The organism is Simiduia curdlanivorans, from assembly GCF_030409605.1.
Classification (GTDB): domain Bacteria; phylum Pseudomonadota; class Gammaproteobacteria; order Pseudomonadales; family Cellvibrionaceae; genus Simiduia; species Simiduia curdlanivorans.
In genome coordinates, this window is the sequence record NZ_JAUFQG010000006.1 from 982,888 (window position 1) to 996,571 (window position 13,684).

A 13,684-nucleotide genomic window follows, 5' to 3' on the forward strand; every position below is an offset into this window, starting at 1 on the left:
TGACCCAAAAGCGAGAGGACATCACATCAGGTTAAAAACGCGCACTTAATCCAAGCGCCATTCGACGTCCGGCATCTTCTGCCAGCAAGAAATGGTTTTCGAATCGCCCATGTTTGAGCACAACTTCTTCAGTCAAGTTAGTAACTTCTAAACTCAATGTGACATTTTCCACTAGCTCATAACTGGTGCTTAGATCCCATTGACCATATTCATCGACAAATACAACGCCGTCGCCATTGGACTGCGTTAAAGATTGCAGAAATTTATCGCGCCAGTTGTAGGCCAAACGAATTTGAAAGGGACCATTTTCATAAAATCCCACCATATTCATGGAGTCACTCAAGCCCGTCACCGCAAATTTTTGGGTAATATCGGCGGCATTCAACTCAGCGTTGCTATTCACTAAGGTCGCGTTAAATATCGCGCCAAAGCCAGTTTCACTAAAGGTGTGCTGTACCGCAAACTCCAAGCCATCTACCAATGCATCTTCACCATTACTGGGCAAGGTGACGGTAAACTCTGCAACGGCGTCGTTAACATCCGGCGCGTTCACATCGTTACCCGTGGATGGATCGGTGAGCAGGCTGCCATCGCTGGTGACAAAGGTCTGCGCCGAGGTGCCATTGGTAATGAAATTTGCCACGTTCTTTAGGAAATACCCGGCGGAGATATAACTCGCGTCACCGTAATACCACTCGAGCGACAAGTCCAAGTTATCGGATAGGAACGGTTTTAGTTCTGGGTTGCCCGAGGAGGCTGTTAAGTTGCCGCCTTGACGGGTCGTTACAATATTGGTTACCGGCGCCATGCTATCGAGCGTGGGACGCGTTAAGGTACGCGATACGGCGAAGCGCCCAACTAACGACTCACTAATTTCCAAGTTCGAACTCAAACTGGGCAATATCACTAGATAGTCGGTTTCAGCACTTATTGCTTTCGCCGCACCATAGGAGGCCACCATCTCTGTTTGATCGAGGATTGCCAGTGACTCGATAGGCGATTCAGTGCCCTTAACAGTAACATCGGTATTTTCTAAGCGGGCGCCGACTGTGGTGTTTAATCGCATACCGGCAATAGCACCGGCAAAGTCCATCTCCACGAATGCCGCCAAGGTATTTTCTTCCACCTCGAAGGAATTATCCCGTCGCACGGCATCGAAACTCACACCGCTGATCTGCTCAAGATAGGCAAATTGTTGCTCGCCATTATGTTGCAACCAAACCGTTGGCGTGCGGCCACTTCCGCTGACCTTATCTAAGAAATCACTGCCGGCATTGAAAATCGTTTGAAACTCATCCGGTACGTCCGGGCTATTCGGGTAGCCACAAAAGGTGCAGTGAATGCCCACACCTTCGTTGTCCCAGCGCGTTAGTGCCTTGGTTTCATTCGACGCCATGACACCCACGCGCGCTTCTATCAGACCTTCGCTATTGCCTTCATTCCACAAACCATTAATTTTGAATTGCTGAACGTCATCTTCCACCTGCCAACCGCGGCGCAACATCACGTGCGCGCGGCCATTGGCTGGGTCCAGATAATCAGACACAGGGCGTGAAATGCCATCGCCATCGGCAATATCGCTGGCAGGATCTTGGAACTGACTCACCCAAGGCAAGACTTTGCCATCAGACTGAAAGCGCACGCGGTTAGCGTAACCGATCAAGGACAATTGATTGCCGCCACCGTTGTTTGCTTCGCGCTCAGCGCTGGACACAAAGGCATCAACATTGACACTCATGGCATCGCTCAAGCGCCAGTCCACATCAAAACCTAAAGACATGGTTTCGGTTAGGCGGTCAAATTGCTTGGCGTGAAAATCAGTGGCCAAGCCTTCTTCTTGATACAAATCGATAACCGTGCCGTTACTATCCGTCACCGCGTTCTCTACATTCGGGCCGGTAAACCAATGGCCATAGGAGGTTGCATCGGCCTCGATATCGAAATCAGAGTAAAGCGCATCGAGTGTCATTTCGACATTATCACTCGGTGCATATTGCAGCACTAAATTAGCATTGGTGCGCTTGCGATCTTCGAAGGTGACTTTGGTGTCGTAGTTACGGGGTGAAAATACATTGCCGTCAAAACCGGCGCCGCCATTTAACTCGGCGTCGGGAATACCTGCATTCTCTAACCAACCGTCCGTTTGCGCTTGATTCAATCGTGTTTCAGACGCTTTTTGCGACAGCGCAACCAATACGCCAAAACTATCATCGGCAAAGGTATTACTGGCGAGCAAAGAGAATTCGGGCGAGGTGGAATCGCTGTTTTCATCAACTAGCGCTTTTACCGTCCCGACTAACTGCAAGCCACCCAAGTCGAAAGGCCGCGCGGTTTTAATATTGACGGTGGAACCAATACCACCAGATTGCATGGCGGCGCTGGCGGTCTTGTGCACTTCAATACTGCTCACCATGTCTGAAGAAACGGTATCAAAACTAAATGCACGGGTTTCATTTTCCGAAGCAAGCTGCCTGCCATTAACCAATACGGTGTTAAATTGTGGGCCAAAGCCACGCACGGTAATTAGCTGCCCCTCACCACCCGAGCGATCGATAGAAACACCGGTAATACGCTGTAGCGATTCGGCCAAATTTTGATCGGGGAATTTACCAATATCTTCATTGGAGATGGCGTCGACAACACCAGCGCTGTCGCGTTTGATATCCATGGCGCGCTGCCAACTGCCGCGAATACCTTGAACCACAACCTCCTCAATGGCGGCTGCGCTCTCGGCGCCATCGGCTGATTGAGCACTCACAAGTGAAGGGGCAGCCATAGCTGCGATGGCGGCGAATATGGCACGGGATAATTGCTTTTTTGGGTACATGCTTTCTGTTGCTCCTAAAGAAACGCTTATTAATTTTTAGAGATGCTTCTTTAACATCGCCAACAGACTCGTTTTGGCGTGTTGCTAATAAGACGGGAGCAATAGATAAATCCGCTCCTGCAACAGGAATAGATTTTTTGACATAAAAAAACGCCCAAGAAAGGGCGTTAGGTAGCGCTTTAACAATGAGTGAAGAGATCTTACTTATCTTGGGCAGACAAAATAACAGTACGGTTATCTGTATCCCTGTGTATTTCGACAGGCAAGGTGCGGCTCAACAATTCTGGAAATACATCTACTTGATCGGTACGTAACGCTAAGGTCACACGAGTTGATTGCAGCGCAAGGCTTCCTAGAACAATTTCACCCTCGAAGTAGCGATTGGCATCGGCAACAACATCGGCCAAGCGCGCATTGCGGTAGAGCAATTGACCATTGCGCCAATCCCCCGCGGCTTGCGCACTACCAGGAGCGATAGCTTGCAGCTCGCCGTTGCCAACGCGCTCTACCGCTTGCCCGGGTTTTAATTCAAAGCGAGCTGCGCTAGCGGTAACTGATTGCTGTACTCGCTTTATCTGCTCGACATTTACTTGGCCCTCGCGCACGGCCACGCGCACTACAGGACCTTGATTAGACACATCAAACTGGGTACCCACTACTTTAATATGGACACCGGCGGCCGCCACATTAAAAGGCCGCGCTCGATCTTTTGCGACGTCAAAAAAGGCCAAGCCCTGCACCAAATCCACGTGCCGTTCCTTGGCGCTTTGCCAAACTTTTACGTGAGTTTTAGCACCTAAGGTGATGGCGCTACCATCAGCCAACACAACGGTCTTTTGCCCGGCAACGGCGGTTGAGTATTCCTGCACATCAATGGCTGGCTGACTATTTAGAATAAAAACCAAACCGACCAACAGAGCCGCGGCCACTGCAGCAGAGAATCCGAACTGCGGCCAGCCAAACCAATTTGCCGCCCAAGGCTTAGGCGCAACAGATTGACGCAGTGCCGCTAGCTCCGCACCACCCTGCATTGCACCTAAGCTCTGCCACACTAATTCGTATTCACGAAAAGCCTGCGCATGTTCTGCTACCGCATACCAGCGTTCAAAGGCTTGCCGCTGCGCCGCGCTAACGCTACCTGATTGCAAGGTGACAAACCATTCGCGGGCTTGATGATTCATATGTTCCGATCGAGCTGACTGCATGTTAAGTACGACCTTGCTTTACTATTTCTTTAAGGGTTTGACCGGCATTATCGCGAGCGAACAGCGCTTTGTGACAATCCGCCAGTGCGTTGTTCACGTGCTTTCTCACCACCGATTCCGACAGCCCAAGCTGTCGGCCAATTTCAGCATAAGTTAGTCCGTCAAACCGGCTCATCATTAACAGTTGTCGACGTCGCTTGGGCATACCCCAAAGGGCGCGCGATAAAATACCTAACCGCTGTCTTCCCTCGGTTACCTGCTCAGGCCCTGGCACGCTGGCTTCATCGGCGGCAGAAAATAACAGGTATTTATCTTGCACCTGATTGCGGCGCTGGAAATCAATCGCTAAGTTGCTGGCTATTTTGTATAAAAACGCCCGTGGGTTTTCCACATCTTGCGGCCGTTCAAGGGCGCTGAATTTAGCAAAGGCCGATTGGGTAATATCTTCAGCTTCCGCCGCATTGAGACGATTCTTATGCACGAGATACCGGCACAATTCAGTTCTATGCGCCACATACAGATGTTTAATAAAGTCATCGTTATCCGGCTGTTCAGCCATTATAAAAGGTATTTTCTGCGGAGAAACCATACTGCTCCTATTAGCGACCCTCGGCGACCCCGCCTTTTATAGGTCAAACAAAACCAGTAATAAGACGCAGCAACCATTCCAATCCGCTCCTTTATTTCAAAAAAATCGGCATAAATTTAACAAGCCCTAGAATTACTCAATTTTTCCGCGCTTAAAGTCATCGCCACCTAGTCACGGCCCGGCAGCTAGGTTAGTCTTGCTCACCAATGGCCGAAGAGCCACCCTCTGATTCAAAATAATCATTATATTCAAGAGGTCAGAAACTTGTGCAGAGCGAAACACAACACCCTCTCGGCGTGGCGATAAGGCCAGGTTGGGGCAAACATTGCATGTTGATAATAAGGCCAAGCCGCTACTAAGATGGCGCTAGGTCAATGGCTCCCCGTAGGTCAATACCCTTTCACCACTAGCAAACTCAGCCAGTGGTGCCAGCAACTATTGATAACAGTTTTAACCTGCGGCCTACTTTTTCTTGGCTCTAACGCCACGGCAACCTCACTCGACGCCAACACAAAATCACTCAATACCAACCAAGCCCCGGTGCCATCTTGGCAATTTGATTTACCCGAGCAAGCTCTCGACCTATCACTGTTACAGTTTGCCCAAATTACCCAAATAAACTTGCTAGGAACACCGGCGCAACTTTCTGTATTCAATGCACCAGCGTTAAAAGGGCAATTCCAACTGTCCGAGGGCCTTCGCCTGCTGCTGGTAAACAGCGGCGTGGGTTTTCGCATCGACCCGCAAGGCATCACACTGTTTCGAAGCACACCGACGCAAACAATCAAGCAGCCCCGCTCAACCAATCAACCGGAGAGAATACTGGAGGAAGTGATTGTGACCTCGCTCAGACGCGCAACAGACTTGCAAAAAACGCCCATCGCAGTAACCGCTATGGATCAAAACCAAATTGATCAACTTCAGGCCAAAGACATCCGCGATATTAGCTTTATGGTGCCGGGCCTAGAGATGACCAATACCGGCGAACAATCGGCATTACTGGTGCAATTGCGCGGCATAGGTCAAACCAATATCACCGAGATCGCCGATGGCCCAGTCGCCTTTCACGTCGACGGTATTTATTTGCCCCGCTCGCAGGGCGCGGCCTCACTACTACACGATGTCGATATGCTGGAAGTCTTGCGCGGCCCTCAGGGTACGCTGTTTGGCCGCAACGCAACCTCCGGTGGCATCAACATTCAAACTCGCAAAGCAGACTTGAACGATAGCTATGGCTTTTTTAGCGCCGGGCTTGGCAGCTACCAAAAACAAGCCCTGAAGTTAACCCTTAACGCCGCCCTAACCGACAACTTTGCTCTGCGCTTTGCCGGCGCCTCGGATAAGCATGCAGCTTATACCGAATTGGCGCCAAATTATGTCGGTCTCGGGCCTCAGTACCCAACGAGTAGCGACGGCCTAAGTGCGTACAAGCAATCGACCTTCCTACATGCCGACGGCCCAGAAACCGAGGATCAGCAATCCCTGCGCCTAGCCAGCCAATGGCAAATTCACCCGGCACTGAACTGGCAACTTAGCCTCGAGCGCTACCAAGACAGGGGCACCAGTGTCACCGAGCTAGATCCCTTTCTGGTCAACAAGGGCAAGCGCCTAGTGGTTTGGGATACGCCCTCTAATTTAAACATGCAAAACGATACGCTGCGTTCGACCCTGAGTGTAGATATCGGCCAATACCAGATGCGCTATTTGCTCGGCCGAGCACGCATGACCCGCGAACAAAACTTCGATCAAGATATGGGCCGCAGTGGTCACTTCGAACAAAGGCGCACCGACAGCTCTACCTTCGATTTTTCATCCCACGAAATACAACTGGTAAATAGCGATCGCGCTAGGTTGCGCTGGGTGCTGGGGGCGTTTCAATCGAAGGAGCAAAACGCCATCGTTTACGCCATCGATCACGCCAATGACGACGGTAACGGCGACCCCACCAACACCACCAGTTTCATCAGCGATGACCCGGGCGCCGCCGTGGCGTTGTTTGTGCAACCGGATCGGCGCGTAGAAACCCAAGCACTTTATGCCCAGGGCACCTACGATCTGCGCACTCAAACCCGCCTCACCCTCGGTGCGCGCTACACCGAAGACACCAAATCCGACCGAGACGGACGCAGCCTAAACTGCCGGCGCACAGCCGGCTTTCCCTACACGGAGCCAGGCTCCATCGGTACCGGCGCGCCCAAACCCGAGCAAATTTATGCCGACCCGGCGACCCAAGCGGCAATCGACGCAGGCTTGCCCCACGACCAAGGCAGCAACCAAGGTATTGGCGATCAACCCTGTTGGGTCAGGCAAGTGAATGACTACAAAGCCACTTGGACCAATACCAGCGGCCTGCTGCGCCTAGACCACGACCTGCAAGACCAAGTCATGGTCTATGGCTCTCTTGCCAGTGGTTTTAAATCGGGCCACATTCAGGATCGCGGTAATGAGGCAGCGCCTGAAGAGGTCATCAATACCGAGCTCGGCTTAAAATCTTCATGGCTGCAAGAAACCCTGCGCATTAACGCGGCGCTTTACCGCGCCGAGTACACCAACCTGCAGTTTTCCGACCGCGACCAGTTCGATACCGACGACGACGGCATTGTCGACGTGATCACCAGTACCATTGTGCGCAACGCCGCCGAAGCCACGGTTAAAGGCCTAGAAGTTGAACTGAGCTGGACCCCCAATGCCGCCCATTTTGTTCAGCTGGCGGGATCTTTAATGGACGCACAATTTGATAATTTCGAAACCCCCGACACCCTATTCGGCGATCGCTTCAACCCCTACGCAAACAAGCCGAATGCCGCCGAAAATAGTTTGGTCGACCTGTCGGGCAACAGGCCGGTGCGGGCACCGCGCTGGAAGCTGAGTTTTTTATACGAATATCAGTGGCGCTGGCAGGCGCTGCGCTTAACACCGCGCTTAGTGGGCACCTTGTCCGACCGCTATTATTTGGATATTTACAACCGCGATAGCCTGCCCGCCAACACTTACCCGGGCGCACCCGATGGTGTGGACAACCTCGCCATTCAGGAAGCCTACGCTAAATTCGACCTGAGCCTGCGGGCCGAGCCAAGTGCGGGCGAGCACAACTGGTCAGTGGAGGCCTATATCAAAAACGCCACCGACAGCGCGGTAAAAACCGCATCTGGCACTTTCATCACCCCGGCCGGCTTCGATGCCGTTTTTCTGCCGCCGCGCACGGCAGGTTTAACCCTAAACATCGGCTTTTAAGGCCTGGATTGAGTGACCGGAACCTTGTAGGCCATACCCCAGCACATGAGATAGGCCGTACAAGTGGGCACTAGATCTGTGGCGCATTGCTCTACTACAAGCCCATTAGCCCCCTTATTCATGGCCTTAACTTTCAATTCTTTAATCAAGGTATAGCTCGATGGCTTAGCTTCACCGGGCTTGGCCTGACACTCAGACGCCTCAACCAAACCAAGCGCGTCGGCGTTATAGCGCATGATTTCGTCTTTTTCATACTCTCTTACCACCCATGACTTGGCGGTTTTTTTTCATAAGGGCCTACATTGGTGTTTACGTCGATACCGCTACAAGCCGCCACCAAAAACACAACAGCACACACGCTTATCCATTTCATGCCCATCTCCTTAGGGTTCTGACGGCGCATTATGCATCGCACACAAGATCGCAGACAAACATGAACCATGGTACTTAACCTCCGCTTACTGTAAGCTGCACCGCCGCCAGATCTGCTGGCTAATTTTTGATCGATAGAGATAAACATGCGTTTTGCCGATTTGGGCCTTTCAGCCCCCATTCTCGAGGCCGTTGCCGAACAAGGCTACGAGACACCCTCACCCATTCAAGTCCAAGCCATTCCCGCCGTTATCGCGGGCAAAGATGTGATGGCAGCCGCCCAAACCGGAACCGGTAAAACCGCAGGCTTTACCCTGCCGATATTAGAGCGCCTGATAAAGGGCAACCGCGCGCCCGCCAACCACGTGCGCGTACTGGTGTTAACACCTACCCGCGAACTCGCCGCCCAAGTAGGCGAAAGCGTGGCCAACTATGGCAAGCATTTACCCCTGCGTTCAGCCGTGGTATTTGGTGGCGTGAGTATCAATCCACAGATGATGCAATTGCGCAAAGGCGTGGATGTGCTGGTAGCCACCCCCGGCCGTCTGCTCGACCTTTACAGTCAGAATGCGGTGAAATTTAGCCACTTAGAAATGTTGGTGTTGGATGAAGCCGACCGCATGCTCGACATGGGTTTTATTCACGATATTAAGCGCATTTTAAAATTACTGCCGGATCGCCGCCAAAACCTGTTATTTTCGGCCACCTTTTCCGATGAAATTCGCACCCTCGCCAAGGGCCTTGTGCACAACCCAGTCGAAATTGACGTAGCGCCGCGCAATACCACCGTAGAAACCGTCAAGCAGTGGCTCAGCCCGGTGGATAAGGGCAAGAAAACGGCACTGCTGATTCATTTAGTCAAGCAACACAACTGGCATCAAGTGCTGGTGTTTTCCCGCACCAAACATGGCGCCAATAAAATTGCCAAACAGCTCGAAGATGCCGGCATAAACTCTGCCGCTATTCACGGCAACAAAAGTCAAAATGCGCGCACCAAAGCGCTGGCCGAGTTTAAAACCAACAAGGTGCGAGTGCTGGTTGCCACCGACATTGCTGCGCGCGGTATCGACATCGATCAATTGCCACAAGTGGTAAACTTTGACCTGCCCAACGTGCCAGAAGATTACGTACACCGTATCGGCCGCACCGGTCGCGCCGGTGCCAGCGGTCAAGCGGTATCACTGGTGAGCGCCGATGAAATTAAACAACTGCAAGATATCGAGCGTTTAATTCAGCAAGTGATTGAGCGCGAAGTGGTGCCAGGTTTTGAAGCGGCAAATGCCGTGCCGGAAACCAAACTCAACACTCGCCCGTTCAAGCCCAAGAAGCCAAAGGCGCCTAAAACCGAGCATCGCGATGGCTATCGCGCTAGCGGTTCAGCGAAAAAAACCGGTGGCAGAAGCAGCGACAGCGGCCGCAACAACGGCCCAAGTCGCAATGCTAGCAATAAACCAAGTGCAACAAAAACGGCCGCAGGCAAACCCAGTAATGGGCCGCGCAGAAGCCCCAAGCCAACGGCAAGCGGCAATCGCTAACCAAAAAGGCAGGTATATTACCTGCCTTTTTTATACACACCCTTTTTACCCAGCAACCGCCAAAACAATCATCCCATCACAGGCTAATAGCCATGGAACTGGCGCAGGCACAAAAGATCTTCGAGCCGGTCAAATACGCCGTCAATTTCCTCGCGCGCTTTCAAAGTTATGGAAACTGCCTTAAAAGACAGCAAATTCAAGGTTGTTTTGCGTGCATCCAATTCAACATTACAAATTTCTTCACACAGCGCTAGCGCTGCAGGTCGATCCAATTGCGGGCAGAATAACAAACACTGATTAGCATTGCGGTAGCTGATGAGCTGATTCGTCTCCAACAATAAGCTATAGCGATAAAACAGTTCGAGGGTTGCCTGTTCTGCCACTGCGTTGCCTAGGCGCGACTGAATATTCTCTAGGCCGTTGATATCCACCAAAATTAACGACAACGGAAAACTACTTTGGGTGTCGCGCCCTTCTCGAATTTCGCGTAACAACCGGTCTATCACCCTGCGATTGGGCAACAAGGTTATCGGGTCGATCATCGATAACTCTTCGCAATACAAGGATAACTTGCGCACATCCTGCCAGCGTCGATAGGCAAAAATAGCAAATAAAAAGGTCAGCACAATGGTTGAAGTCAGCAGCTCATCGAGCTCGAAATCTTCATAGCGATGAGTGAGCTCAGTCAGATGCTCAAAGGCATCTATATGTGCGAAATAAATGACCGACGATAAATATATAAGGACTGAAGCGACGAGATCGAAAAACATTTTCGATCGCAATTGCGCTTTTAAGGTATCTAACAATTAAGCCTCCACACCCACCTGCAAGCACAGGTGCCTTTACTCATCGCCACGTTACTAATGAAACAACTATCCTGTTGAGGCGACAACAATAAGGGAGGTTCCTGCTCCGCTAACAAGGTGAGCTTCGGCAAGAAGGCTAGACAGGACCGAAACCCGTCAACTATATAGTCTCCGAGACTTTAGTACTAGTCGTATTAACCTATCTTGTTTAGCACTATTGTACAGTATCGAACCCCTAGTCATAGAGCCGTCGAACAAACTCTTGCACATTTATCGCTATATCATCTTCGCCGACTCCATCAAAGGGATTCTCGAGATGATCTTGAATATTTGACAGACTGACCAACACAAGTGAGAAAAGTGCTGGCATCACGTAAGTAACAGAGGGCGAGTACTCCAGCGCCTGAAAGGCAAAATAGGGGCCGTACAAAATGGGTAATAGCGAAATAAAAATATCGCTAAAGGTTTTTAAGGTGCGCGGCGTTCGGTATTGGTAGATATGCTTAGCATCTTCAAAGGATACGAACATTTTACTCAGGTATTGATTGCAACGAGACACCTCTCCTGAAGCTAGGCCATTTCCACGTAAATCTGACTGTATGAATTTTGATAACGCTGAGAAGCGACGATACACTGCTTCTTCATTCTGCCTCACTTGCTCAATGTTATTCGAAAATAAATGTTTAATTTCGGTAAACAAGCCTTCCAACAAGCGCTTCATTTCCGTCCGGCTCGATTCGGGCGAATGGTCTAGCCAATCCCGGGTGGCAAAGTACAGGGCTTTGCCAAAGGCTTTAAGGTCACTGTATTTCGTTAGCGCCTGTTCGCGCCTTTTATAAGCGCCATTGATAGAGAAAACCACGGGAAATACGATGGCGGTAGCAATCAAGGTGAGTGGGAAATCTGCAACCACGCCATAACGCATACACAGATAAGTGGATAGCACCGAGAGCAAACCAACAATCAATGTTTTAAGGTTAATAATCAGGAATATTTTTGCCATCACAACGTTCTCAGTCAATGTACCCGCTCGCATTCAACCATAAACGAGGCCACAAACGGAAGATAGCCTAGGTGTTTCGAGCACCGGCCTTGGTCACACCATTAATTTTACCCCTACCCTATCGGACGAGGGCCGGGGAAGAGCGCTGACAATAATCGAGATGGACGCCAGAAGCTTTCCAGCGGCTGGGAAAAACAGGCATAATCGGCCCTTAACCACCGATAAACAACCAGCACATCCACCCTAAAATTGACTTGAGTTGTATGTCTAGCGCGAGGCTAGCTATTTAGCATGTACATTCATCACTTTGGCCTAAACGACGCGCCTTTTTCCATATCGCCAAACCCGCGCTACTTGTTTATGAGCCAAAAGCACAAGGAGGCCCTAGCCCACCTTTTGTATGGGGTTGGGGTTGGCGGTGGCTTTGTGCTATTAACAGGCGAAGTCGGTACGGGAAAAACCACGATTTGCCGCAGTCTGCTAGAGCAACTACCGGCCAATACCGATGTAGCCTTCATTCTCAACCCCTTGTTAGATGCGACCGAATTACTGGAAAGCATTTGCGATGAGCTGTCTATTGCCTACATCGAAGACAAAACAAGCGTCAGAAAACTCTCCTCCGCGCTCTATCGTTTTCTGCTGGAAAACCACAGCAAGGGCAGAAACACCGTACTGCTTATCGATGAAGCGCAAAATTTACACCCCTCAGTGCTTGAGCTGATTCGTTTGTTGACCAATCTCGAAACCGACACAAAAAAGTTGCTGCAGATCATTTTTATTGGTCAACCCGAACTCAAGGAACTGCTGAACAAACCCGCTTTGAGGCAACTATCCCAGCGTATTACTGCGCGGTTTCATATAGAACCGCTAAATGCCGAAGAGACACAGGCTTATATAAGGCACCGCCTACAGGTTGCCGGGCTAGCCAATAGCCAAAAAATATTCCCGCCGAAACTGATTGCGGACATACACCGTTATAGCGGCGGCATTCCACGCCTTATCAATATTTTATGCGACCGCATGTTGCTTGGCGCCTACGCGGAAAACAGCCGAAATCTCGACACTAAAAAACTAAAGCAAGCGGCCGCAGAAGTTATTGTAAGCGCACCGGAAACACTGTCGAGTAAACCGAACCTCTGGCGCCGTAAATCCTTATCTTTGCTGCAAGCATCTCTGGGGCTAATGGTGCTTGGTCTCGGCACCTATTTTCTATCGAGCCACATCCATCAAGGCGCCGTGCAAGCTCCGTTAGTGCAAGATGCGGCTAAGGCAATTGCAGAAACCGCCGAGTCGGATTCGACGATGCAGACGTTGGCCACGCCCACAGCCACAATAGCTACAGCTACCACCCAGAGAGATGAGACCGACATAGGCAACAGCCCTGTTGAAACCAGCGCAGCGCAAGCCCCAGAATTGACCCTCGCAACACAAACCTACAGCACCGATTCTGCCGCCCTAAGCGCTCTCTTTACCGCCCTTGGCAGCCCACAACTTGGCGGCCCAGCACCGTGCGAAGACACCGCCGGCACGCAATGGCACTGCGCCTCATTAACGGTGAAAAATTGGAAAGGTTTTTTGCAGTACAACCGCCCCGCCGTTCTTGAATTCGTTAACCAGTCTGGGCAGTCTCACTATGGCGTCATACTGTCGGTACAGGGCGTCACAGCCACCTTATTGCACCAAGGTCATACATTTAAGCGGCCACTCATGGCGCTAGGCAATGAGTGGTCGGGTAACTTCACGTTGGTTTGGCAAGGACCAGAGGGCTACGAAAAACCCCTGTCAGTGGGCGACAAAGGCAGGCTGGTCACCTGGATTGCACAGCGCTTTGCCGATATAGATCAACAAGTGAAACCACTGGCATCGACGGTATTCACATCGCAGCTTGCCGCGAGGGTTAAAATATTTCAAACCGAAAACAATATTCAGGCCGATGGCATTGTTGGGCTACAAACACTACTGAAAATTAACGATACCCTTAACATCGGCATTTCTCTCACATCTGAACAGGATACAATTGAACCCGCTGTGGGTACTGACGATTTCAATACAGATCTCGAGCACCGAGACCAATCCAACACCCATACGCCACCGGCCATAGAAGGTTAACGCC

At 51.0% G+C, this 13,684-nt stretch carries 9 protein-coding genes; 3 read left to right on the plus strand and 6 right to left on the minus strand.

Annotated elements, in window-relative coordinates:
• Window positions 1-31 precede the first annotated feature (31 nt).
• From QWY82_RS18140 to QWY82_RS18150, 3 genes are all read right to left on the minus strand, one after another.
• Entirely contained in the window at window positions 32-2,827 is a 2,796-nt protein-coding gene (locus QWY82_RS18140; protein ID WP_290265201.1) for a TonB-dependent receptor, read from the minus strand.
• Window positions 2,828-3,027: 200 nt separating this feature from the next.
• Window positions 3,028-4,032, minus strand: coding sequence for a FecR family protein (locus tag QWY82_RS18145; RefSeq protein ID WP_290265202.1), 1,005 nt, complete (start codon window positions 4,030-4,032; stop codon window positions 3,028-3,030).
• Window position 4,033: 1 nt separating this feature from the next.
• Window positions 4,034-4,621: an RNA polymerase sigma factor gene (locus QWY82_RS18150; protein WP_290265203.1), complete on the minus strand. Its 588-nt coding sequence runs from the start codon at window positions 4,619-4,621 to the stop codon at window positions 4,034-4,036.
• A gap of 438 nt (window positions 4,622-5,059) precedes the next feature.
• Here QWY82_RS18150 and QWY82_RS18155 point away from each other — a divergent pair, with 438 nt between their 5' ends.
• Complete coding sequence (locus QWY82_RS18155; RefSeq protein ID WP_290265204.1) at window positions 5,060-7,855, plus strand: TonB-dependent receptor; 2,796 nt, start codon at window positions 5,060-5,062, stop codon at window positions 7,853-7,855.
• On the opposite strand, the gene QWY82_RS18160 is transcribed toward QWY82_RS18155, so the two are convergent.
• On the minus strand, window positions 7,852-8,091 hold the full coding sequence (locus QWY82_RS18160; protein WP_290265205.1) for a hypothetical protein: 240 nt from the start codon (window positions 8,089-8,091) through the stop codon (window positions 7,852-7,854). The genes QWY82_RS18155 and QWY82_RS18160 overlap by 4 nt on opposite strands.
• A 282-nt stretch (window positions 8,092-8,373) precedes the next feature.
• Here QWY82_RS18160 and QWY82_RS18165 point away from each other — a divergent pair, with 282 nt between their 5' ends.
• Window positions 8,374-9,762, plus strand: coding sequence for a DEAD/DEAH box helicase (locus QWY82_RS18165; RefSeq protein WP_290265208.1), 1,389 nt, complete (start codon window positions 8,374-8,376; stop codon window positions 9,760-9,762).
• A gap of 83 nt (window positions 9,763-9,845) precedes the next feature.
• Here QWY82_RS18165 and QWY82_RS18170 read toward each other — a convergent pair whose 3' ends face one another.
• Both QWY82_RS18170 and QWY82_RS18175 read right to left on the minus strand, forming a co-directional pair.
• Complete coding sequence (locus QWY82_RS18170; protein ID WP_290265210.1) at window positions 9,846-10,568, minus strand: diguanylate cyclase domain-containing protein; 723 nt, start codon at window positions 10,566-10,568, stop codon at window positions 9,846-9,848.
• A gap of 235 nt (window positions 10,569-10,803) precedes the next feature.
• Window positions 10,804-11,589 carry a hypothetical protein gene (locus QWY82_RS18175; protein ID WP_290265212.1) on the minus strand — a complete coding sequence of 262 codons (786 nt, stop codon included), beginning with the start codon at window positions 11,587-11,589 and terminating at the stop codon, window positions 10,804-10,806.
• Window positions 11,590-11,862: 273 nt separating this feature from the next.
• Between QWY82_RS18175 and QWY82_RS18180 the strand changes: the two genes are divergently transcribed.
• Complete coding sequence (locus QWY82_RS18180) at window positions 11,863-13,680, plus strand: ExeA family protein (RefSeq protein ID WP_290265213.1); 1,818 nt, start codon at window positions 11,863-11,865, stop codon at window positions 13,678-13,680.
• Window positions 13,681-13,684 lie beyond the last annotated feature (4 nt).

Bases quoted from the DNA above. Each gene is read 5' to 3' on its own strand.
- QWY82_RS18140 (WP_290265201.1), bottom strand. From the start codon at position 2,827: ATGTACCCAAAAAAGCAATTATCCCGTGCCATATTCGCCGCCATCGCA.
- QWY82_RS18145 (WP_290265202.1), bottom strand. From the start codon at position 4,032: ATGCAGTCAGCTCGATCGGAACATATGAATCATCAAGCCCGCGAATGG.
- QWY82_RS18150 (WP_290265203.1), bottom strand. From the start codon at position 4,621: ATGGTTTCTCCGCAGAAAATACCTTTTATAATGGCTGAACAGCCGGAT.
- QWY82_RS18160 (WP_290265205.1), bottom strand. From the start codon at position 8,091: ATGCGCTATAACGCCGACGCGCTTGGTTTGGTTGAGGCGTCTGAGTGT.
- QWY82_RS18165 (WP_290265208.1), top strand. From the start codon at position 8,374: ATGCGTTTTGCCGATTTGGGCCTTTCAGCCCCCATTCTCGAGGCCGTT.
- QWY82_RS18180 (WP_290265213.1), top strand. From the start codon at position 11,863: ATGTACATTCATCACTTTGGCCTAAACGACGCGCCTTTTTCCATATCG.